Source organism: Bacteroidota bacterium (assembly GCA_019637975.1).
Taxonomy (GTDB): domain Bacteria; phylum Bacteroidota; class Ignavibacteria; order UBA10030; family UBA6906; genus CAADGV01.
Map to the genome: position 1 here is coordinate 1 of JAHBUR010000020.1, position 24,891 is coordinate 24,891.

The 24,891-nt window shown below is 51.7% G+C and carries 16 protein-coding genes; 6 read left to right on the plus strand and 10 right to left on the minus strand.

Translation table 11 applies throughout. The features are described 5' to 3' along the window. The 8 genes from KF749_11800 to glgA all read right to left on the minus strand — a co-directional run. Nucleotides 1-434 (minus strand): polyprenyl synthetase family protein (locus tag KF749_11800; GenBank protein MBX2991834.1); only part of this gene is annotated, 434 nt, incomplete at its 3' end. A 139-nt stretch (nt 435-573) separates the two neighbouring features. After that, on the minus strand, nt 574-1,326 hold the full coding sequence (tatC, locus tag KF749_11805) for a twin-arginine translocase subunit TatC (protein ID MBX2991835.1): 753 nt from the start codon (nt 1,324-1,326) through the stop codon (nt 574-576). Nucleotides 1,327-1,392: 66 nt separating this feature from the next. Continuing rightward, on the minus strand, nt 1,393-2,547 hold the full coding sequence (locus KF749_11810) for a PorV/PorQ family protein (GenBank protein ID MBX2991836.1): 1,155 nt from the start codon (nt 2,545-2,547) through the stop codon (nt 1,393-1,395). Nucleotides 2,548-2,571: 24 nt separating this feature from the next. Further along, complete coding sequence (locus tag KF749_11815; GenBank protein ID MBX2991837.1) at nt 2,572-3,870, minus strand: serine hydroxymethyltransferase; 1,299 nt, start codon at nt 3,868-3,870, stop codon at nt 2,572-2,574. Between the two features lie 62 nt (nt 3,871-3,932). Continuing rightward, nucleotides 3,933-5,195, minus strand: a complete 1,263-nt coding sequence (locus tag KF749_11820; GenBank protein MBX2991838.1) for a hypothetical protein — start codon at nt 5,193-5,195, stop codon at nt 3,933-3,935. An 8-nt stretch (nt 5,196-5,203) separates the two neighbouring features. Beyond that, nucleotides 5,204-6,409, minus strand: a complete 1,206-nt coding sequence (locus KF749_11825) for a DNRLRE domain-containing protein (GenBank protein MBX2991839.1) — start codon at nt 6,407-6,409, stop codon at nt 5,204-5,206. Beyond that, the gene (gene gmhB, locus KF749_11830) at nt 6,402-6,992 is read right to left on the minus strand and encodes a D-glycero-beta-D-manno-heptose 1,7-bisphosphate 7-phosphatase (protein MBX2991840.1); all 591 of its coding nucleotides are present in this window, start codon (nt 6,990-6,992) and stop codon (nt 6,402-6,404) included. The genes KF749_11825 and gmhB overlap by 8 nt, the downstream gene beginning before the upstream one ends. A 1-nt stretch (nt 6,993) precedes the next feature. After that, a complete protein-coding gene (glgA, locus tag KF749_11835) occupies nt 6,994-8,469 on the minus strand; it encodes a glycogen synthase GlgA (GenBank protein ID MBX2991841.1) in 1,476 nt (491 codons plus the stop codon). A 410-nt stretch (nt 8,470-8,879) separates the two neighbouring features. Here glgA and porU point away from each other — a divergent pair, with 410 nt between their 5' ends. From porU to KF749_11865, 6 genes are all read left to right on the plus strand, one after another. Further along, a complete protein-coding gene (porU, locus tag KF749_11840) occupies nt 8,880-12,917 on the plus strand; it encodes a type IX secretion system sortase PorU (GenBank protein MBX2991842.1) in 4,038 nt (1,345 codons plus the stop codon). A gap of 46 nt (nt 12,918-12,963) precedes the next feature. Further along, nucleotides 12,964-14,115, plus strand: coding sequence for a type IX secretion system outer membrane channel protein PorV (porV, locus tag KF749_11845; GenBank protein MBX2991843.1), 1,152 nt, complete (start codon nt 12,964-12,966; stop codon nt 14,113-14,115). An 80-nt stretch (nt 14,116-14,195) separates the two neighbouring features. Next, complete coding sequence (locus KF749_11850) at nt 14,196-17,375, plus strand: T9SS type A sorting domain-containing protein (GenBank protein ID MBX2991844.1); 3,180 nt, start codon at nt 14,196-14,198, stop codon at nt 17,373-17,375. Nucleotides 17,376-17,391: 16 nt separating this feature from the next. Beyond that, nucleotides 17,392-17,781, plus strand: coding sequence for a hypothetical protein (locus KF749_11855; protein MBX2991845.1), 390 nt, complete (start codon nt 17,392-17,394; stop codon nt 17,779-17,781). Between the two features lie 49 nt (nt 17,782-17,830). After that, nucleotides 17,831-21,040: a PD40 domain-containing protein gene (locus KF749_11860; protein MBX2991846.1), complete on the plus strand. Its 3,210-nt coding sequence runs from the start codon at nt 17,831-17,833 to the stop codon at nt 21,038-21,040. 19 nt (nt 21,041-21,059) lie between these two features. Beyond that, the gene (locus KF749_11865; GenBank protein ID MBX2991847.1) at nt 21,060-22,001 is read left to right on the plus strand and encodes a hypothetical protein; all 942 of its coding nucleotides are present in this window, start codon (nt 21,060-21,062) and stop codon (nt 21,999-22,001) included. 45 nt (nt 22,002-22,046) lie between these two features. Here the strand turns inward: KF749_11865 and lptG are convergent, their stop codons facing one another. Both lptG and KF749_11875 read right to left on the minus strand, forming a co-directional pair. Beyond that, entirely contained in the window at nt 22,047-23,132 is a 1,086-nt protein-coding gene (gene lptG / locus KF749_11870; protein ID MBX2991848.1) for an LPS export ABC transporter permease LptG, read from the minus strand. Then, complete coding sequence (locus KF749_11875; GenBank protein MBX2991849.1) at nt 23,129-24,595, minus strand: LptF/LptG family permease; 1,467 nt, start codon at nt 24,593-24,595, stop codon at nt 23,129-23,131. Before KF749_11875 ends, lptG begins: the two co-directional genes overlap by 4 nt. Between the last annotated feature and the right edge of the window lie 296 nt (nt 24,596-24,891).

Below are 24,891 nucleotides of genomic sequence, written 5' to 3' on the forward strand. Positions count from 1 at the left end.
GAGAGCAGAGAGGCCGTCTTATCGCCGATGATTTTCATATACGTCGACTCATCCATGTCGAGCTTGCGGCTTTTCAGGATTTGGTGGATTTCCCCCTCACTCATCCGCTTCACTGCCGTAGATGTAATCTTCAGGAATTCCACATCATCGTTGTCGAGCGAAAGCAGCAATCCCTTTGAGAGCAGATAATCTCCCATTAAAACGGCAATCTTATTCTTCCACACCGCATTGATGGAAGCGAGGCCGCGTCGTGTATCGGCATCATCAACAACATCATCGTGTACGAGCGTTGCCGTGTGAAGAATTTCGACAAGCGTCGCGCCGCGATAGGTTTTGGTATTGACTCCGCCGCACAGTTCCGCACTGAGCAGAACAAGTATGGGCCTGACACGCTTTCCTTTTTGTTTGATGATATATTTCGTGATGAAATCCATCAACACGATTTTGGATCTGATGGATTCGGCGAACACATCTTCAAACTGATCAAGATGGTGCTGTATGGGAGAGGATATCTGTTTAAGATCCAAGAATGAGATGTACTTTCAAGGGATGTGAATGATTGATTAGCCGGCGTTACTCTCCGGTTGCTGCACGTTTTCGCTTGCCGCGCCATGCAAGCGCCGAGATGCCGATGCTGAGTTCGTACAACACAATAAGCGGAACAGCGAGTAGAATTTGACTTACAGGATCGGTTCCCGGCGTGAGTACTGCGGCAAGCACAAACACTCCGACGATCGCATGTCGCCGGTAGTGCCGCATGAATGCCGGTGTGAGAATGCCCAATTGCGAAAGAAACCACGACACCATCGGCAGTTCAAACACAACTCCCGCCGCCAGCATAATACTGATGACGAAGTTCATGTACTCGTTGATGGCAATGTTGTTTTCGATCTCTGCCGAGCCGAAGCCTGCAAAGAACGACATCGCCGAAGGCATCATGATAAAATAGGCAAACGCAATTCCCGCAAGAAAACAGAACGATGAAAAGAATACAATGGACTTGATGTACCGCCGTTCTTTCGGCATCAGTCCCGGAGCAATGAAGGCCCATATCTGATACAAAATGTTCGGAATGCTGAGAATGACACCGCCCGCAATTGCCACTTGCATGTACAGGAACAACTGTCCGAACGGCTTCAGGTTCTGAAGATGTATCGGCTGCTGTCCTTCGGCGAGGTTGGCGTTCAGGTTCTTCACCGGCTGCAACAGGACTTTGTCCATGATGAAGTCTATGAAAATCCAGACAACGATTGTTGCAATCACCACTCCTGCCAACGCCCAGATCACACGCCAGCGCAATTCCTCGAGGTGGTCGAGGAATGTCATTTCTTTCTCTTCTCCTGCTTCGTTTTCTTGTGCAGGATTGTCGTACGCCGCTTCGTTCACGCGTGCTTAAAAGAGTTCATACTCGTATTGAATGCCGAGGGAGAATGCTGCAAGGGACTTCTTCTTCTGTGAAAAGAACGGAATGTCGTTGACCGGAATAGATGTGTAATCCGCATCAATCACGATCGGGATGCCGGCGCCAAGTTTCTTCAACGGTGCATGGAGGCCGAAGCCATACCTTGCTGCGGCTGCTCCCTCGTTTCCGTAAATGGAAGTGTATGGGTTAATCGTTCCACCAATTCGAACCGAAGCGATCTCGAACACCGTTACTCCGATGCCGAAGCCCCAATAGTCCTTGCGGGCATACCTGCTGTTGGCGGCATTTTTGTATTCCCCGGCGACATGCACACTAATGGGGTCAAGCGCTTCAAACGAATCGCCGTGCATCGAATAGCAATATGAGAATCCCAAGCGCAAGTAATGTGGCATTGTTATAGTGCTACGCGATGTTGCTTGCGTTGCGAGTATGGTTGTTTGCCGCTCTTGTTTGAGTGCCGATCCGATATTTTGAACGCTCAAGCCCAGATTCAATTGATGGAGAAAGCTGCTGTTCTCGTCGTTGAATGGGATGACATAGAGAATGCCGAAGTCGAACAAAACCGGCAACTGTGTTGTCTTGGCAAAAGCATTTGCGGAACCGGCACTTGGTCCTTGAACCTTTGCAATGGAGTTGAATGTTTTGACTGAAAGTCCGAAGCTCAGGTGATCATCATATTGCTTTGCCAGCCCTACGCCGATGGTGTGATCATACATTGATATTGTGGTACCGTCACCTTCAGGGTTCTGGTTTGTCGTGACCATCAGTTCTCCCATCGAAAATCGATTATACAACAAGCCGATGTTCACGAAGCTGGTAGGAATTGTTGCGGCAAAGGAATAGTACTTCATATCCATACCACTCAACCAATCCATCGCCCTGCGGGAATATGTGAAGGACACATGGGGCAGTCCGGCAAGCCCCGCTGGATTGTAAAACATTGCAGCATTGTTATTGGGTAGCGAGACAAATGATTCCCCCATGGCAATGCCGTGCGGGTCGGTTGGGACGTCAATGGAACGGCCTTTTTCCAGAATAATGTTGTTTTCAAGCTGCTGGGCGGAACTTTGACTGAACAGAGTAACGAGAAGCAGCGTCAGCGGAAACACAAATTTGCTGTTCATGATATTTCTCCAAGAGCAGATTCTTCATTTTGTGAGATCAGGGTACAACGGAAACTTCACGCACAATTCTTCCACCTTCTTCGCAACGGATTTGTACACATCCGGCTTGCCGATGTTGATGATGACTTCGTTAATGAGATCGCCGATGTATTCCATTTCGGCCTCTTTCATGCCGCGTGTCGTCAATGCCGGCGTGCCGATGCGGATGCCGCTGGTAATGAGCGGACTCTTGTCGTCGAAGGGGACGGCGTTTTTGTTGACGGTAATGCCCGCCTCGTCGAGTGCCTCCTGCGCATCTTTGCCCGTCACGCCCTTGCTCCGCAAATCAACCAACATCAAATGATTGTCCGTTCCGGCAGAGATGATGTAGAAGCCTAACTTCACGAGCTTTGCTGCAAGAGTCTGGGCATTCTTGATGATTTGCTGTGCATAGACCTTGAATTCAGGCTGCAGCGCTTCCTTGAAAGTAACCGCCTTTCCGGCAATCACATGCATCAGCGGCCCGCCTTGAATGCCGGGGATAACCATGGAATCGAGCAACTCACTCATCTTCTTCGTGCGTCCTGATTTTGGCGCCACAAGTCCGAACGGATTATCGAAATCCTTCCCCAACAAAATCAAACCGCCGCGTGGGCCACGGAGTGTTTTGTGTGTGGTAGATGTGACGACGTGGCAATGGGGAACCGGATCGTTCAACAAATCGGCGGCAATCAAACCTGCCGGGTGTGCGATATCTGCAAACAGAAATGCGCCGACCTTATCCGCAATCTCTCTGAAAATCTTATAATCGATGTTGCGTGAATAGGCGCTCGCACCGACGGTAATCATCTTCGGCTTCTCGCGCTTTGCAACATCTTCCACTTCGTTGTAGTCGATGTAGCCTGTATCTTTGTTGACGCCATATGCAACGAAGTTGTACATCTGCCCGGAGAAATTCACCGGTGAGCCGTGTGTCAAATGTCCGCCGTGGGAGAGATTCATTCCCATTAGCTTGTCGCCCGGCTTGACGAATGTGAAATACACCGCCATGTTTGCCTGCGAGCCTGAATGCGGCTGAACGTTTGCATACTCGGCGCCGAACAGTTGCTTTACACGGTTGCGTGCCAAATCTTCCACGACATCAACAAACTCGCATCCGCCGTAGTAGCGCTTTCCGGGATAGCCTTCGGCGTACTTGTTGGTGAGCGGGGTTCCTACCGCCTCCAGCACGGCACGGCTGACGAAATTTTCGGAGGCGATAAGTTCGAGTTTGGTGTTTTGGCGGTGGATTTCGTTACTGACTGCGGAAAAAACTTCGGGGTCGTACTTCTGTAGGTTGTTCATGGTGTCCTCAGCGATTGAAATAGAAAGGCTGCGATCTCAGGGAGAAATCGCAGCCGGCAAAGCTACTCTTCTTCGTAGCGGACAAACCACGGTTCGACGATCGTCAGAGAGAACGATACGCGAATGATGTTGTCCTTTACGAGATTTGTCGAAATGAGATTCGGTTGCACAACCGTCGACTTCGACCCGCGTTGGGCATACTCGATTCCAACATTCATACGCGTTTCGCCGGCGACAGGCATTGTAAATCCGCCCGTGAAAGCCCACTCATTGATCGGCTCGCCGTAGATTTGAAAATATGTTTGATTGTAGGAAAACCCGAGGCGATACGTGAGTTTGTCGAACCATCCGCTTGCATCTTTTATCGGCAGTTTCTCTGCGCCAATACCGAAGCGGTTGTTGTTGCGGATGTTGAGAAGCGGCTGTCCGTCATAACGGGCATTCTTCCAAGCCTGCGTGAAATAGTCGGCGGCGACGATCCACCGGTCGGAGAACTGGTACGCAATGCCGACTCCGATTGCCACGGGGATGCTCAACCGTTTCTCGGCGGTGGCAAACGTATCCGATTCGCTGGTGAAGATAATTCTGTTGCTGATGTCCAGCTTCAAGTTCGATTCTGTTGTCACGGCAAATCCGAGCGAAAGGGGTCGCAGGGCTTCGCCAAGTACGCCCAAGCCGTTGTACATGCCGCCAATCGTGAAACTCAATCCGCGTTTCTCCTCGTCGGAGTTGAGCGTACCACCGGACGTTCCCGAGGTAAGGGGGATGAATGTCCGCTCCACAGCGGTTTGCCCGAAAAAGTAATTCACTCCGAGTCCCAGAGAAATATCCTGATGCGGCGCGTACGATAACCCGACAATCGCTTTCGTCAGGCTGCCGCTGCCGATTTCGTTAATCCGGTAGTCAATATTCGCCTGCGAATTCCGGAACGATGTGTTATACCCGACGTAGCTGAATGGAGAAAAGCCGCCGACCAGAACAATTCCGTTTGCAGGAGAAATCGGAAACGCCAGCATCGCTCCGCTGAATAATCCTTTTGCCTGATACAAGGACTTGTTAGACTCTGCTGTGTTAATCCCTTCATAGACGCCGCCCGCTTCGATACGAACCCTGCTGATGCGGGCCCACGACGCCGGCGATAGTGTGTTGATGGTATTCCCTGAAGGCAATCCGAAGGAAGTATAGCCCATGCCTGTACTGCGAACTCCCGGATTATACCGGACATCGCCGATGCCGAACATCGTGTATGCCGAACCGCCGTTTCCCGCGAACACGCTTGTCGCGCAAAACAGCGCTGCACAAACACCCGCAAATACCTTTCTCACATTTCCTCCTAATTCTGAAACACTGAATACTTGATCAGGATACGCGGGCGCAATGCCTGATCGGTCACATTGCTGCTGTAGAATCCGAACAGATCGAGCGTACCGAATTCATTCACTGAAGGTTGTCGAAGGAGCAACCCGTAGTTGGTTCCCCCTTCCCAAATCTGTACCTGACGCCGCACGTCGAATGTGAACGTGTTGGCCGTTCCCGATTTGAGCGCGCCGGGTGAGGAGAAGGCTTCGAAATTGGTGGAATCATCGGTGAGGAGGGCATGAACAACCGGCGCCGGATCGGAAGTGAACTTGCTGACATTTGTTATCAAAGGATTCCGCTGCAACTGCAACTCCGCCGAGTTGATAATTGCGCCCCTCGGAATTTCCGACACGTCGAACCGCAACCTGCTTCGATAGGCAATCCCCGCCTGCGTAACCAGATGTTGCGGATCGAGAGGGAAGGGATCGATATCCGCCACATACGTATCCTGACCGATCTGGCTTTCAAATCGCAACCGGGTTGTGTCCGATACGGGAACATTTGCCCCGCGGGCAACCACTTCCAGCTTCGGCTGAAAATCGGAAGAGTCAAATCCGAATGCGTGAAATCCTCTGATAAGCGATGTGTTGGATGTCGGAACGAGGATGATGCCGTTGTTGGTTGTTGTGTTCGACCGGAACCAACTTGCGACCATTGCAGTATCAATATCAACCGCAATGTACTGCGTGTCCGGGCCAACCGTTCCTGAGTACGACCCCTTGATCGCTGCATCGTAGAAGTTTGTGGAGTCTGCTGTTGGCCACGTAAGTGTGGCCTCTGACCACGACGTGTTCACCCTGTGAACATTGAAGGCGAGCAATCCCGCAGAGTCTCCGCGCCAACTGACGAGCCGTAATGTTATTTTTGCGGAGAGAATATCGAGCGTGTCGATCGGCGAACCGAGCGTGAATCGCATAGCGGCATACGCCTTGTAGTTCCCGCTCTTGCCGACAAGATTCTGACGGAGCACGGTGAACAGACCATCGGGCGGAATGCGCTGCAAAAACGATGTATCACTTGTCGCATACAACACCGTGTCGCGGATGATGACATCCCGTGTCAGAAGCCCCGACCCGGGTGTGTCGGGATTTGTTATTGACTCGCTGCACGATGTGAGCGCGAGTGCTGTCAACAGGCAGCATACCATCAACCGGCCCCGCTGTTTCAACCCATCACTCATTATGATCTCTCACTCCTTTACGTTTGTCCAGTATAAATTCTGTTGCTTCAACAATCGACTCTGCTACGTGCTCTATCGGGATGTTCTGCTCACGGCAGGTGAGCAACGATTGCTTTCCGTATCCTGTTTGCACGAGAATCGTTGTCGCTCCCACGGCAATGCCGGCTTGTATATCCACAACACTGTCCCCCACTACGAAAGAACGCTTCAAATCGAGATTGAATTCCTTTGATGCTCTGATTAACATGCCGGGCTTCGGCTTCCGGCAATCGCAATCCACATTGTAGGGAGCAATACCTGCGGTCGGATGGTGAGGGCAGTAGTAAATGCCGTCGAGCGTTGCTCCCTCGTGTGCCAACTCGGCTCTTAGCTTTGCATGAATCGGCACAATGTCCGCCTCAGTCAGAAATCCCCGCGCAACTCCGGATTGATTCGAGATAACGCATGTTACGAGCCCCGCATTGTTCAGCCGCCGCACCGAAGCCGCTGCACCCTCGATCAGCCGCAACTCGTCCGGTGTGCGAAGATAGTCGACCTCGATGTTGAGTGTTCCATCGCGGTCGAGAAAGACGCCTGCCGCCATGCTAGTGCAGCAGTTTCTTGTACAGGTTAATGTACTTCTTTGCCGACGCCTCCCACGAAAAATCCTTGGTCATCGCGTTCTTCTGAATCTTCCTCCACAGCGTCTGATTGGCGAACTGTTGAACAGCAAGCTGAATAACGGACAGCAATGCCTTGCTATCGTACTCTGTGAACTTGAATCCCGTTCCGGTTCCTTTCGCCGGATCAACCTGTTCAACCGTTTCATCAAGGCCGCCGGTGGCGCGTACAATCGGGATTGTGCCGTACTTCATGCTGTAGAGTTGGTTCAGCCCGCACGGTTCATAGCGTGAGGGCATCAGAAACATATCGCTTCCCGCCTCGATCCAATGCGCCAACTCCTGATCGAAGCGGAGGCAAATGCCGAATTTCTCCGGATACTTCTTCGCTGCTCTTTCGAAGAGGGTGTGATATTTTTTTTCGCCTACTCCCAACAATACGACCTGCGCGTTGAGCTTTGCCAGCTTGTCGATGATCTCGCCGATCAAATCAAAACCCTTCTGGTCGGCGAGCCGTGAAATAATGCCGATGACCGGCGTTGATTCTTTGAACGGCATCTTCATCCGGGCAAGGAGGGCCTTCTTGTTTTCCACCTTCAGCTCGATCTTCTTGATGCTGTATTGCTGGGGAATCAGTTCATCCGTCTCGGGGTTCCATTTCTCGACATCCATTCCGTTCGTTATGCCGACGAGATGGCGCTTTCGCTTCTGGAGGACAGATTGAAGTCCGCAGCCGTATTCCTCTGTCGTGCGGATTTCTTCAGCATACTTTGTGCTGACGGCGGTAATAACGTCGGCGTGCAACAATCCTGCCTTGAGAAAATTAGTTCTCCCGTTGTGGAGAACGTCTTCTTCGAGTTCCGGCGGAAGAAGTGTCTTTGCGAATGAGGTTTTCGGGAAGTCGCCCTGGTACGCGAGATTATGAATGGTGAGAACGCTCTTGGTGTTTTTATAGAACTTATCGTCTTTATAAAGCGTTTTCAGATATGCGGGGATGAGAGCCGTGTGCCAGTCGTTGCAGTGAATAATATCCGGCTGCCATCCCATCTTCTTCAGCATTTCCAGAACGCCGCGGCAGAAGAAAATGAAGCGAATGTCGTTGTCAGGAAACGCTTTCTTGGAATCGGGATGAACGTACAACCCCGGCCGCCCGAACAGGTCGGGATTGTCGAGCAGATAAACCTGTACTTTGGTGAACGTTCCCAGAATGAAGGATGATTTCACATTTGCCTGGAGAACCTTGTCGCCAACGGGAATATCTATTCCTTGTAACCGGATCATGTCGTGCAATTTGGACGGAGAGTTCTTGATGCTTCCATATCGGGGAAGCATGATCCGAACTTCGAGGCCAAGATTGTAGATGGTGTGAGGTAAGGCGCCTGAAACGTCGGCGAGACCTCCGGTTTTTGCAAATGGCTCAACTTCGCTGGAAATGAACAACACCTGAATTGGTTTCGCCATGCGGGCCCGGGTTGTGGAACGTAATTGATTGTGTGATGAAAACAACACAAATCTAATCAAACGGCGGCTGAGAATCAATGAACGCACGAACAGCATGAACCAGACCCGATTACTCGCTCCCGGGCTCGAAACCGAAAATTCTCTTGACATTCAAGTCCACTCTGTCTATATTTTTTCAAATAATTGACGCATGTTCGACTGGAGTGCAGCCTATAGAGTTGTTCGGTAAAGGTTTCGGCAAGAGATGCAGTTAGGGCGTTACTCTTGCAAGAGGTTGGAGATTGACGGGGGGAACCTTTAATGAACACAAGAACCATGGCGGTAGCTCCATTTTTTGTTTGCCGCCGGGTGTTGCAGATTCCGTGTAACGTTCGGCTTTTTGTTTTTGTCAGATTTCGGAAGAGGACAGTATGATACTACGACTCGGAGTTTTTCTGGCGGCAGCGGTTTTCTTCGTGTCCGGGGGCGGAGCGGGAACGAATGAATCGAACGACGTGCGTATTGTGTTTTCGTCAGAACAATCCATTCAACTGGAGTATACCCCAAAACATTTTGCGCCAAACATCGTTAGGGAGAATGCGCGCGAATTTGTTGACTACTCCTTCGAAAACGCCATCCCCCTTGCAGGTATCAGGGAAGCGGGTGTGCCGGATTTGAAGTTCCGGTTGTTGCCGCTCGGTTTTCAATCGACCGGAAACAACTTCGTTCAGGTCGTTGCGGTCGAGTATGAGGATATTTCCAACGTGCTGCTGAAGCCCGTTCCGGCGCTCCATGTGGTGGATGACATGCTGACCGTCAAGGAATATCCAATCGACGCTGTACGATACGGTAGCAACGAATTTCTTCCCGCCGCCGTTGCGGAACTCTCGCCGGTTGAGCAGACCCGCAGTATGTACATTGGAGGAGTAAAGCTATTTCCCCTTCAATATAATCCGGTGACAAGAACCCTCAGGCGTTACAGTCGTATTGTTGTGGAGGTTGTCTACGGCACGGCATCAGGGCAACGGATCCGGAATGATGATGACATGCTGTTTAACGGACTTCTCATTAATAGAGAAACAGCACGGGCCTGGAAATTCGGCGAGCAGCGGGCACTGAACCGCACAACGGGCGCGCCGAGTGTGCTTGCAAGCGGAACGTGGTATCGTCTCACGGTTGCAGACGAAGGGATGTACATTCTCGATGCGAACTGGTTTACGGCCAGCGGCATCAACCTCTCAGGAGTCGACCCGCGCACAATGAAGATTTACGGCAACGGCGGCGAACAGCTTCCCGAGGGTCTTGTGGTTCCCCGGCCTGTTGATTTGGTCGAGAACGCCATCTTCGTGCAGGGTGAGGATGACGGCCAATTCAATCAGGGCGATCATCTGGTTTTCTACGGCAGGGGTGTGCAGGGGATCAAGTATGATGCAACCCGGAAAACCCTCCGGCACTACATCCACAATTACAGCAGAGTCAATTACTACTGGCTGACATTCGGCGGGCAGCCCGGAAAAAGGATGCAACTTCAGGCTTCCGTTACGGATCCGGCAACCGTCATGCCCAACATGTTCATGGATGCCGTATGGGTGGAACCCGACACCGTGAACCTGCTCAAGTCCGGGAAGAGTTGGCTCAGCTTTCCCATCAATCCCGGCGGAACGCAGTTGCGCATGTTTCCTCTCGCCGGTCTCGTCATCAGCGAGCCGAGAACATACCGCTTCACGCTCGTTGCAGGATCAAGCACGGGTTCAACGTTCAATGTGAGGGAAAGCGGAAACCTGATAGGCGCCTACAACATTTTCGGTGTTGGCGGAGAGACGATTGCACGCGATGCGTCGTTTGAACTCGCAGGCGATTTTCCGATTCAGAATAATACCAGCCAGCTCGGCTTCGAATTCAGATCCAACGATCCCGGCGCAAGCGGATGGTTGGATTGGGTCGAGATCGTGTACCGGCGACTGTTTGAGCCGGTGAACAACTACTTGCGCTTCCGTTCCCCCGATACAACCGGGATTGTAGAATACCAGCTTGGTCAGTTCACAGGCACGACGTCTGTATTTGATGTCACCGACTACGCAAATGTGAAACGAATCGGGGCGAGTGCCGGAGTGTTTCGTGCCCAACAATCAGCAGGAGGTGTTTCGGAATACATTGCGCTGGGAACCAACGCGTACAAAGTTCCCTCTGCGGTTGTTTCCATTCCGAACCAGAATCTCCGCGGCAATGCGCAACAGTATGATTTCATCATTATCACATCACAGGAGTTTGCCTCCGCTGCCAACAGGCTGAAGGCGCATCGTGAGAATCCGGCGTACGGTGGATTATCCACTATTGTCGTGGATGTGAATCAGATCTACAACGAATTCAATGCAGGCGTTCCCGACGTGACGGCGATCCGCGACTTTCTCAAGTACGCGTATGAAGAGTGGCCGGCGAATGCTCCGAAATTTGTGTGCTTCTTAGGCCAGGGTTCATACGATTACAAGAGCGTTCTTGGCACAAGAACAAACTACGTTCCGACCTGGCAACGGACGGAGAATCCATATGACGATGTGTATAGTTCTTCGTCCGACGACTTCTTTGTCCGGAATCTGAACAGCAGGCCTTTCATGGTTACCGGAAGACTGAACGCCCGCAACGTACAGCAGGCGGATCAGTTGGTGAACCGGGTGATTGCGTACGATACACAATCGGCGAGGGACAGTTGGAAGTTCCGCGCCTTGTTTGTGGGAGATGATGGATGGGTCGGAGGGGCAAACTCAGAGGGCGATATTCATACGCGAGGGGCCGAAAGCATTGCCAACCTTACGCCGTTGATTTTCGAAAAGAAGAAAGTCTATCTTGAAGAATATCCCACCGTCGTTTCGGCGTTGAGCCGTCGCAAGCCGGGTGCGTACCAGGATATCCTCGATGAAATCAACCGCGGCGTTCTGATTGTGAATTTTGTCGGTCACGGCAACCCGACGGTCTGGACGCACGAGTCTGTCTTCAGCACACAAACGTCGATTCCGCAACTATTTAATGCGAACAAGCTCTCGTACTTCTTCGGGGCAACCTGCAACTTCTCACAATTCGACGATCCAAGCCGGGAAACCGGCAGCGAACTTCTCATGAACAGGCTGGAGGGAGGCGCAATTGGAGTTGTGTCGGCATCCCGTAAAGTTTTCTCAAGCTCGAACGAAGCGTTGAACCGGGGAATCTTCGTCAACATGTTCCGGCAGGACATTCACGGTCGTGTGCTTGTCGATCGTGTAGCAACTGCGTTGTTTTTGTACAAAGCCGCGGGCGGGAGCTTTGACCTTCTTAATGATGAAAAATATCTCGTGTTGGGAGATCCGACACAACACCTGCAATTTCCCCGCGGATATGTCGCCATTGATACGATTAATTCCGAACCTGTTGATTTCGTCAACGGCATGCCGCGTACCTCGCCTATTCAATTGAAGTCGCTTGCCCGCATCAATGTCAAAGGGTCGATTCGGAACGAAGCGAACATTCTCGATTCACTGCGGCAAGGCCAGCTTACTTTGATTGTGAACGATGCTATGCGCTCGATTCTCATTCCTGCATACGGGTGGGGATACTCGACTGTAGGAAGCTTGATCTATCGGGGCCAGAATTCCGTTTCAAACGGAAGGTTCTCAGCCACATTCATTGTTCCAAAAGACATTGCATACGCCGATTCCACGACACGAGGGAGGCTTGTCGGGTATTTCCTGGGCTCTGACGCGAGTTCCGATGGAGTCGGATATACCTCCAACGTTGCGATCAGCGGAACCGACACAACTGCTCAACGCGATACCATCGGACCGACGATGCGGATCATGCTCGGCCACTCCTATGAGAGCAGCCTTTCATTCCGCGATGGCGATGTGGTGAATGAGAATCCGATTCTCTTTGTTGATTTGGAGGACTCAAGCGGTGTCAACACATCAACATCGGGGCTGGGGCATAGAATCGAGGCGTGGTTCAACGGAAGCGCACAAAGCAGGGATATGACGGAGTTCTACACGAGCAAGCTCGACAATTTCCAGGCCGGAACCGTGCGCTACCCCGTACGTGATTTGCAGCGGGGACAGAATTCTGTCAGGGTACGCGCATGGGATACGTACAATAATGCCCGGACGGGCGAGGCGTATTTCCAGGTTCTCTCGAACGAGCAATTACAGGTTGTCGATGTATTCAACTATCCCAATCCTTTAACAACCGGGACAGCATTCACATTCCGCCACAACCAACAGACGCCCGTCAATGCGACAATCAAGATCTACACTATTGCAGGACGGCTCATTCAAACGCTGGAGAGATTCGGTGCAGCCGACTCCTACGTGGCAATTCCATGGGACGGGCGGGATCGTGATGGTGATGTTCTGGCAAATGGTGTATATTTGTACAAAGTCCTTGTCCGTACAATCGACGGCAGGTACAGCAGCGAAACATTGGGCAAGCTCGCAATCGCAAAATAGGAATTGAAACGACGAAAGAACTATTTATCAGGAGGAGAGATAACTCATGAAGGCAATATTCAAAGCATCGTTTGTGTGCGCGTTGACATTTGTGCTTGGCATGCCTGTGCCGCAAGCGGCACAAGCACAGGGAGAATCGGCGGTGCCCTTTTTGCTGATTGCGCCAAACTCACGAGCCGCCGGAATCGGTGAAACAGGTACAGGCTCGGTTGACGATGCCTCGGCGGTGTTCTGGAATCCCGGGGCGTTGGCATTCATGGACGGGCAGGAAGTAACGCTCACGCATGCAAACTGGCTGCCGCAGTTCGGACTTTCCGATCTCTTTTATGAATATCTGAACTACCGCAATCGCATTGATGACATCGGCGGCACCATCGGTGTCAGCATTACGTATCTGAATCTCGGCGAATTCATCCGCACGAATTCCGCCGGACTTGAGGAGGGAAAATTCAAAGCATACGAATTTGCAGTAACCGCCGGTTATTCAACAAAGATCTTCGACGATCTCGGACTCGGTTTCAACGCGCGGTTTATCCGAAGTTCTCTCTCTCCGCTCGGAACAGCGGAAGAGCAAGGGTCAGGAATTGCCAACACCGTCAGCTTCGACATAGCCATGATGTGGCGGCCGTTTGATTTGGGTGTGGATTGGCTCGATAACATGCTCAGCATGGGCTTCAATCTCTCCAATCTCGGACCCAAAGTGACATATGTCGATGCTGCCCAGGCCGATCCGCTTCCGACGAATCTCCGTGTCGGGTTGGGCTACAAGGTGTTTGAAGATGAATACAACAGCCTGACCTACTCGGTGGATGCAAGCCGGTTGCTCGTACGTCGCAGGCCGGAAATCAAAGACAGTCTGGGAAATATCATCCAGGCCGCCTCCGTCGATCCGCTCCCGAAGTCACTCTTCACGGCGTGGGGTGACGGCAGCGGGTTGAAGAAGATCAATCTCAGCATGGGAGCCGAGTACTGGTACGGTTCTCCGCGACTGATTGCAATTCGTGTCGGCCACTTTTTTGAGGATCCGAGTTTCGGGAACAGGAACTTCTGGACGTTCGGCGCGGGCTTGCGCTACGATATTTTCGGTTTCGACTTCAGCTACATTTCCGCCGCAGAAGGGCATCCGCTTTCGGACACCATCCGTTTTTCACTGCTGATTGGCTGGGGCGCTTCAACGGCAGTGAACGTTCCACAATGAGTTCATATTCTGCATGTCGCAGACTGCAAGTCTGCGGCATGCTTGATGCAGCCTCCTCCTTATGTAGAATTTAAATCGCAATGACGTTGACGAAATATCTTCTCCCGCTTCTGCTTGTTTCGGGTTCCCTGTTTGCACAACAACTGAGTCATCCCGTGATGGTTTCGCGGGATGATGCGTTTTCATCACCTCGTCCGTATATCGTGCAACCCGAAACAGTGAATGTACTGGCCGTAATGGTTCAATTCCAGATCGATAACGACGCCGGCACCAGCGGCAACGGGCAGTTCGATCTTTCCACTCCCGCAAACCCGGGATTGGATGCTCCGCCGCGCAATCATCAGTATTTTCTTGACCATCTTACATTTCTTACCAACTACTATCGCAAGGCGTCAAAAGGCAAAGTGATTATACAGGCAACACTTGTCGATTCCGTGTTCACCCTCGGCAGCCAGATGGCGCGATACAGTCCGCCCAAAAGCGGACCCAACACGGCGGTCGGCGACCTTGCCCGCGATTCATGGCAGAAAGTTGACTCATCCGGCTTGGTTCCGGATTTCTCTGTGTACGATTGCTTTGTGGTGTTTCATGCGGGAGTGGGGAGGGATGTTGATGTTGCCGGAACGATCGGCTACGACCCGACGCCGCGCGATATTCCGTCTCTCTATCTTGGGTTGAATGCATTCAAGGAATTTTATGGCGGAACGTACGAGGGCATTCCGGTTCGCAACGGATTCCGAATTACGAACTCCATCATCATGCCCGAAACGGAAACGCGTGAACTTCCGGCAACGCCGACCAACTTCACTCTGACTCTCGGAATCAACGGCTTGCTGTGTGCATCGGTGGGCAATTTTCTCGGCCTGCCGGATTTGTTCGATACGAACACAGGACGTTCGGGCATCGGGAGATTCGGTTTGATGGACGGGCAGGCGATTTTCAGTTTTCGTGGCGCCTTCCCGCCCGAACCTTCCGCGTGGGAGAAATATTGGCTCGGCTGGATTCAACCCGTCACACTCGGCGCGGGCGAGCATGCAGTGAGTCTGCCGGCCGTCTCGACTGCCGATACGGTATACCGTATTCCTATCAGCGCTTCAGAATATTTTCTGGTGGAGAATAGAAACCGCGACGCCGGCCGTAACGGCCAGCGTATCACAACACGGTACGGCGGAACAATCCGCCAGTTGAGTTTTGCCCGCGATACGGCTGGGTTCGAAGCGTTCGACATTTCGGGTATCAGCGGCAACATTATTGATGTTGAGGATTTGGATTGGAGCCTGCCCGGTGGCGTGAACCGTGCCGGCACATTCTATGACGGCGGCGTTCTGATCTGGCATATTGACGAGACCGTGATTGCGCAGGGACTTGCAACAAACGGCGTCAACGCAAATCCGAGACGCCGCGGCGTGAATCTTATGGAGGCCGACGGCTCGCAAGATATAGGGCAGCAGTACGGGCAGCTTGAACCCGGAAGCGGAAGTGAAGAAGGCACAGCACTCGACTTCTGGTACCTCGGCAACGAATCGCCGGTGAACAAGAACGAATTCTCCGCCAAAACCTATCCTAACTCCAACAGCAACAGCGGAGCCAATAGTCACATCACGATTAAAGACTTCAGCGCCCGCGGTCCGCAGATGACGGCGCGGGTGATTGTGGGGGGTGATCAGATCATGCCGTTACCGGGATTTCCGAAAGCAACAGGTGAACGATTGTCGCTGAATTCGCTGACCATTGGCAACATAGTTGGCGGAAACTCACCTCAGCTCGTCGTGAGTACTGACGGCGTTGAAATTCCGCCGCTTGGTGGCGGGAGCTACTTCCTTGTTCCACAGAAGATATATGCTTGGCAAACGAACGGCAAAGGTGTCGTTCCAACCTCGCACTCCGGCCTGTTGGTATCCGACTCGGGCTTGTTAGCCCCGGCGTCACTAAGAGACATGAATGGAGATGGCTATGCTGACATTGTATTGAGAACCGGAAATCGAACTCGAACTCGTTCGGAGATTTCAGTATACTCAGCACCAACACTTGCTGGCGACAGCTTGGCGACGAAATCAGTTCTGAGCAATCCGTTTTTCCACTTCACTCGGGCGTTAGCAATCTCCGACTCTGTAATTGTTTCGGCCGGAGAAGTCACCTATTTCTTTCGTCATGATGGCAGCCTGATTGATAGCCTGCCTACAGCAGGAGCAACTGGGGTGGCAGTATTTACTAATCCGGATGCTTTTATTGTCACTTCGATCCATCAGACTATTCGCAAAGTAACGCTACGTCTGGGGGCAAACGCAGCGATTGCTGAGACTCTCTCTGCGAGTTTCTATGATAAGATTATTGTCGACCGAGCTGTTGTGGGAATTGTGGGGAGGGATCAGAAAAAGAAGATCGCCTTTACTACGACAGATGGTCTCTACCTTCTTGATGAGAATCTGAACGTAGCTCCTGGATTTCCAGTGAACATAGGTGTTGCAGGCACGGCCGTGATTCAGTCCCCAGTTGTTGCAGATATTGATGGGGACGGTATTCGTGATATAGTTGCCTTCTCATTCAATAGAATACATGCGATCAACTACGCAGGGGCTTCTCTCGACAACTTCCCGAAGCTCATTCCCTCGTCTGCTCATATTCGGTCGGTGCCGGTAGTGGCTGATGTGGATGGCGACGGGCTTGTTGATGTTGTTGCCGTAACGGGCGACGGGCTTGTTGTTGCATACAACAAGAATGGCGACATGGCCAGGGGATTTCCCCTTCTCGCCGGGAATGCTCAATACCCGGATTTCGGACAACAGTCCGTTGCTGCGTTTGCTTCAGGTGATACTATGATGCTTGCGGTCGCTTCATCTGAAGATGGTACGGTGTCGGCATGGCGAACGGGGTTTGCTCGGGGTGCGCCGATTATTCCGTGGGGTCAGTTTCAACGCGATGCCCAACACAGCGGTCTCGCCATCGAGCCGCTGACGGGGACGCCGCTCAGTTCTTCTTTCTTCCCTAAAGAACGTGCGTACAACTGGCCGAATCCTGTTTACGATGGCAGAACATTCATCCGCTATTTCGTGAGCGAGAATGCCACCGTGAAGATCAGGATTTTTGATCTGGCGGGAGATTTGGTGACGGAGTTCAACGGACCGGGCATTGCCGGAGTTGATAATGAAGTGGAATGGAATGTGCGAGATGTACAAAGCGGCGTGTATCTTGCACGCATCGAAGCAAGCGGTTCGGGAAAAAGCGAAACCGCTATCGTGAAGGTTGCCGTTGTGAAATAGAGATCATGGAGGTGTTATGGCTAAGACATCGATAAAAGCCCATTTTGACGGCAAGCAGATTGTGTTGGATGAGGCCGCTCACTTGGAGCCCGGTGAAAAAGTCATTGTTAGACGAATCTCGGCAGAATCGGGAAACACGTACTCGGTCAAGGAAACAAACCCCGCGTACGACTCCGCCAAGAGTTCACCCCCAGTAACGAAAGAGATCATCAAGGCGGAAATAGATATGATCCCTGATGAGGGTTTGCCTGAACTCCTCGACCTTATCAAGCGGATGGCTGCACAGGAAAGAGGACGGCAAGCGGATAGTCTTCTCCTAAGTCTTCAACAGATTGAGATAGAAGGTCCAAAGGATTTTTCAACCAACCTTGACGCATATCTCAATGGAGAAAAGGAACTTCCGTGAAGCAGGTTTTTCTTGTTTGCAATACTAATGAAACTGTAAACAATACCGAATGAACATTCGTAATCTGTACATTCTGATGCTTTTTCTGCCTTGTCTTCAAGGCGCTGCCCAAGACGTCTACCATCCCGAACTTGAGTGGAAGACCATCGAAACCGAGCATTTCCTGGTTCACTTTCATGAAGGGGCTGAACGGACGGGACAGGTCGTTGCCAAGATCGCCGAGGATATTTACGGCCCGGTAACCTCCCTTTACAATCACAAACCCGACCAGAAAGTCAGCTTCATCATCAAGGACTATGACGATTACTCCAACGGAGCGGCGTATTTCTACGACAATAAGATCGAAATCTGGGCGCCGAGCATGGACTTCGATTTCCGCGGCACGCACAACTGGCTGCGTAATGTCATCACGCATGAGTTCACGCACATCGTCCAGATTCAAACAACAATGAAGTTCGGCAGACGTATGCCGGGATTCTATCTGCAATGGCTCGGCTACGAATCAGAACGCCGCCCCGATGTGTTGTACGGTTTCCCGAATGTGATTGCCTCGTACCCGATTTCCGGATTTCTTGTGCCCGCATGGTTTGCCGAGGGCGTTGCGCAGTACAACCGCCCGCAACTCCGCTATGATTTCTGGGACACGCATCGTGACATGATTCTGCGCTCGTATGTTCTGCGGGATAGCATTCTCACGTGGGCGCAAATGGGCGTGTTCGGAAAAACGAGCCTCGGCAACGAATCGTCCTACAACTCCGGATTTGCCTTCGTACACTACATTGCCCAGCGGTACGGCATTGACAAACTGAACGAAATCTCGCGCAATCTCGCATCGTTCTCTGCCACGACAATCGATGGCGCCATCGAGAAAGCGTTGGGCAAGAACGGTGAGACCGTGTACAACGAATGGCGTGACGAACTCAAGCGTGACTATGCCCGTCGCGTCGCTGCAATCAAAGATAATGTGCAGGAGGGGGTGCCGTTTCTTTTTGTTGACGATGAGAAGAAATTCAAACAACTGCCTGAACCGATTGACGGCAAGCCTGTGTTTGCATTGACGCAAGGAGTCAGAGAAGCTCATCGTGACAAATGCGGATTGTTTGTTGATATGGGATTTGCCAACCGCTATCCCTCGTTTTCTCCCGATGGAAAGAGGATTGCGTTTGTCAGCACAATGGGCGCGCCGTACCTCGGACAGTCGCAGTTGATTATCGCGGAAATCGGGGGGAAGTACAAAGCCGTTGTGCAGGGCGTCGGGTCGGAAGTCAGTTGGTCGCCCGACGGCACCAAGCTGTACTATTCACGCATCACCAACCGCAATCCGAATTTCTCCATGCAATCGGACTTGTATGAGTACGATTTGACGAAAGAGGATGAGAAGAGACTAACGTACGGCAGACGTGCGATGAGCCCGAACGTGTCGCCGGATGGCCGGTCGCTGGTGTTCGTGGTTGGCGCCGACGGGACTTCGAATCTTGCATCAATGAACGTTGACACATCGGGCTTCAAATTACTTACCTCATTCAAACAGGGCGAGCAAGTCTACGCTCCAAAATGGAGTCCGAACGGGGATAGAATTGTGTTTGACTACTCGATTCGTGACGGACGCGATCTTGGATGGATTCGCCCCGATGGTAGCGATATAGAATTCCTGGTGACGGGCGACTTCGATTCACGCGGAGCAGTTTTTACGCCCGACGGTTCGGAGATTCTGTATTCGTCGGATGAGACCGGAATCTTCAACATATACTCGTACAATCCATCGTCAGGCACCTCTCAACAAATTACCAATGTACTCGGCGGGGCGTTCATGCCCACAGTCAACCGCGAAGGCTTGATCGTGTACTCGAACTACACGGCCGAAGGATACAAACTCTATGCGTTGAGCAATCCTGCGCCGCTTTCCGCGCACGCATCGTATCTTGGCTTGAGCAGCGAAGACACGGCTCTTCCGCAGCCCGTGTTAACCCGCATGGCGGGCGTTCCTTCGGATACGTTTGATTGGCAGGGCCTCCGTTCGTATGACGACACAGTGTTTCCTGAATCCGAGGCAAGGTCGTACAAGAATGTGTTTACGAATCTCGCATTCGTGCCGTTCGTGCGTTTCGATAACTACAACACGAAGAACAAAGCCATTGAATCCATCAAGGCGGGCGTGTATATGTTCTCCAACGAGGTTCTCGATAAGCTGAGCATGTTCGGAGGGGCCGCCTTCAATTCAAAGCTTGAGCGGGATTTATTTGTGATCTTCGAGTACCGGGGCAGACTGCCGCTGTTCTACCAACTTGGATTGGAACCCGTTGCATCGCTGGAGATGTATAATGTGACTCGCAAAACGGACAATGTCTTGACGTTGCCCGACCGTCCGCCTGTTCCGATTGATGTGACATACAATCTCACCGAGTTTGATGTTGTGCTGACACAGCCGTCGCATCTCGGGTCGTTTGAGTTTCGGTATGCGCACAGCCGCTACACATCCACCATCGAAACGTTCACCACCCGTGCCGATGATACGAGTCCGACACTGCTCATTCCGGGTTCAAGCGATTTGTATTTGATTGCGAATGACTTGACGCTAAAGTGGAATCTGAATATTCTTGCCCGCTCTAACACGATGGATATCAATCCGGTTGGGCGGAAGATTCAACTGTCGGTAAACCGTTCTCTTAACAAATTCAACGGCGACGGCGAGTACGATATCGGGCCGACGGGTTTGGTGCCGAAATATAAGAAAGTGAACTTCACACGCGTTGAGTTGAATTGGCGGGAACATATTCCATTCTTCTTCAAGAATCATACACTCACGGTCAAAGCCCGCGGGGGTACGATTCTGGAAAATACGGTTGATGACTTCTTCGATTTCTACATCGGTGGGTTGATTGGAATGAAGGGATACCCGTTCTACTCCATCGGCGGCAACGAAATGACGGTTGTCGGACTTGAGTATCGTTTTCCTCTCGTTTCAAATATTGATGTACGGTTCCTGCAATTCTACTTCGACAAATTCTACCTATCATTCTATGCGGATTTGGGCAACGCGTGGAGCAGCGCGAAACCGAAACTGAAAGAATTCAAGAGTGACGCGGGCATCGAGTTGCGCCTCGAATCATTCTCGTGGTATGCATACCCGACTCGCATTTTCTTCAATGCGTCGTACGGGTTTAGCGAGTTTGAGAAAGATGTACGCGGTACTCCCGTCAGATACGGGAAAGAGTGGCGCTTCTATTTCGGCGTGTTGTTTGGATTTGATTTCGATTGAGATTATGGAAGGATATGCGATGAGGCTTCTGAGGGTTGTCATTCTTTCAGTTCTGTTCGCGCAGAGTTCGTTTGGCGGAGATGGAGAACGGTCAGTTGTTCTTCAGCTTGCGACGCATCAACAAGCATTTACCGGAAACGTTCAGATTGATTTCTTTAATCCGCCGCAAGGGTTCTCTGAAGCGATGCAGATGCAATCTGATGCACCGCCGGTCGAAGTGTCGCGCAAATCGCCGTGGCTGGCTGCCGGACTTTCCGCGCTGTTGCCGGGAGCCGGCGAGTTCTATGCCGAAAGCTATTGGAAAGCTGCCGCGTTTCTCGCGATTGATATTGCTGCTTGGGGGCTTGCCTACCATTTCGACAAGAAGGGGGACCGGCAGACCGACTTTTTCCAGGATTACGCAAATCAGAACTGGGATCCTGAGAAGTACGCCCAGTTTTCGTTCGACCACTATCTGACAACGCAGCAGCAAGATGACTTCCGGAACCGGTTGTTCAAGCCGGGCGCAACTCCTCGCGAGAGAGTGAATTGGAATGTGCTGAACGAAATGGAACGCGTTATTGCGGCTACAGCAGAAGGCCGCTTCTATTCTCACACGCTGCCTCCCTTCGGCGATCAGCAGTACTACGAACTGATTGGAAAGTACCAGCAGTTTTATCAAGGTTGGAACGACGCCGATCCTTCGCTCACAACCTACGCACTTATCGAAGCAAAAATCAAGACCGACCACACGAACTTCAAGTACTATTCTCTTGAACGCGGCAAGGCGAACGATTTCTACACGACAGCAACAACGTACGTGACCATTGCGATTGTCAATCATGTGCTCAGTGCCGTTGACGCAGCCTGGACAGCCGCCAGCTACAACCGTAACCTTCATGCATCTGTTCGCATGCAACATGTTCCGACATACCGGGGGTACGCGTTGATACCTGTTGCGCGGGTTGAGTATTCCTTCTGAGGCTACCTGCAGGAAAGGACAACAAGGCGCAGAAATGCGCCTTTGCTATTTTTGCACGCGGATGATGATGAACGCAGCGCCGACTAAAAAAAGAAGGTTTGCCATCCAAGCGGTAAGCAACGGATTGACATCGCCGTTGTAACCGAACACCTGGCTTACTTTCATGAAGATAAGATAGATGAAACAAATCAGCAGGCTGATGCCGAGTTGCACGCCAATTCCTCCACGCCGTTTCACCGACGCAAACGGAACCCCGAACAATACCACAATCACCGACGCAAACGGAAACGAAATTTTGCTGTGATAATCCACCAACCAGCGCGAAACATCCTGCCCTGCACGGCGTTGATTGTCGATAAACTTCTCGAGAGCCCGATACTCCATTTCATCGGGTTGTTCCTGTTTCTTGCGCAAATCTTCGGGGTCGAAATGGATCTTCTCCAGAAAGTGAATCTCGAATGCTTCGTAATGCTCCTTGTCGTCGGCGAACCAGCGCCTGACGCCTGACCGCATCATCCACCGGTGGCCGGTGGAGTCCCATTCCATCGTCTGAGCATCGATGCGTCCAACCAGCATTGTGCGATTGGTGTCGTTGAAATCCTGAATACTCACGCGGCTTGCGGTCGAGCGGTATTCATCATAGTATCCTATGGAGAGAATGCGGGTCGGCGAGTCCTGAATGTAGATATTTGCCCCCGATCCGCTGACGGTGTTCTTCAGCAAATACACTCGCTCGAGCGTGAACTTGTGCTTGTTTGCTTTTGGAACGATCCAGCCGTTGAAGTACACGGACGCGATGCTGATGATGAATGCGACAACAAGATAGGGGATGACGATTCTGTATAAACTCATGCCACCTGCTTTCATTGCCGTCAGTTCGTTCTGTGTTGACATTCGGGCGGTGACAAAGAGGCTCGCCAGCAACAAGGCAACCGGCATGATCAGTTTGATGATCTCCGGCATGAAATACAGGTAGTACGTGAGGATGATTTGGACTGATGCGTTTCTGTCGATAAAATCATCCAGGTTTTCCATCGCATCAATAACGATGAAGACAACGAGAACGCCCAACAGCGAAAAGAGTGTAGTCGTGAGGAATTGCCTGATGATATAGCGATCGATCAACTTCATTCGGCAAACCGGGCATTGTACGATGCATCCTCCGGCATGTCCTTGCGCCAACGCTTCGGAATGAGTCTTCGCATAAAGCCCCAGTCGATAACCACGGCTTCTTTGCCGATACGCAGAGTCAGGTACACGCCGATGATGCCGAGTAGAATGTTGGCCGCCCACATGCCCCAGAATGGCGAGAGGAGATTGCGGTCGGCGAGTTTTTCTCCTCCAATCAGAAAAGCCCAGTACATCAGGAAAAATCCGAAGCTCAGGGTTGCGGCAATACCGAATCCTCCGCGCCGCGACATGATGCCCAGCGGTACACCCACCAGTACGAACACAATGCACGCAATCGGAATCGAGTACTTCTTGTGAATCTCCACTTTGTACTGGTCGATTCTTCTGTTTTCCATGTCGATACGCAGCAGCTCATTCTGCACAGTCGAGCTTGTGACACGAACGCGAGTCTCGGCTGATTCGGTTCCTCTGATGGTAGTCTGAAGAAGCTGTGCGGGCATGTTGAATGTGCCGAACGTGATTTGCCCCTCGGCAGGGGGTGCCGGTTTTTGGGGAACGAGGCCGGTGAGGAGGCGTTCCATATCCTGTGTCACAAGGTGCTGGAGGCCGGAGTCGAGCTTTTGTCTGGATTGTTGCAGGCTGTCAACAATACCCAGCATGACGTGTGCACTCAGCTCACGGTCGCCGCGCATCACCGTGCCTTCCTCGGTTCGCTCGAAATCGAATCCCTGTACATCTGTTACAATGCGGTGGTTCTCGAACCGGATGCGTTTGTACTCGACCATGTTCGCAAGGTTGAGTTCGTGGATCTCGCCCCTGTGCAAATCCATAATGAGCTTGCGGGTATCCTGGGAAAAGGAGATTGTTCCCCGTTCGGCAGTGATAACGACGTTGGAATTCGGATTCGTATAGTCGTACAGTGTGATCCCTTCAAGGTCGTTGCTCTTCTCGAACGTCTTCTTCACAAGCATGCTGTATCCCTGAATCTCCTGGGAGAACAGGCCTGCAACCATGCTGAACGTTGGTCGCTTGCGGCGGATATCCATCGTCAGCGTCTTGGCGCGGTGGTTTGCTTCCGGCAGAACGTCATTATTGAACACCACGAGCAATGTCGCCAGAATTCCCGCAGTCACAACTACAGGCGCCATCATCCGGTAAATGCTCACGCCGCTTGCTTTCATCGCAGTGATTTCGTTTCGTGATGAAAGATCGCCGAATGCCATGAGTACGGCAACCAATACGGACATTGGCACGGCAAGGACAAGCATCCAAGCAAGATTCAGTGTGATGAGTTCAAAGATCGTCCATGCGCTCAATCCCTTTCCCACAAGCTGATCGATAAACTTCATTACAAATTGAAGGAGAAACAGGAACATCAGCGTGCAAAGCGAGAAGAGAAACGGTCCGATGTGGGCGCGCAGGAGGTAGAATGAAAGATGTCGCGGAAAGACGTGAAGCTTCATGCATCAATATACTTGAGTAAGGAGTTTTTTCCAAGGAACAACCGGGGAAGGAAGGCTTGAAAGATATGCTCTGCCAAATCCCCGAACTTGTTCCCCCGCAGGAAGTTGTGGAGCATTTTATACACAACAAATGGCTTGATATTTAGACGACAATTCTCTACGTTAATGCAGCCGAGCCCGGTTTTTCGGTCCCACATCCAAGGAGGATTGACCATATCGATTGCTTTTGCTAATGCATGGAAACGCCCGTCTTCGGAGTGTTGCAGGTAGAGGACCGAAGCGTGGTTCATCCACAG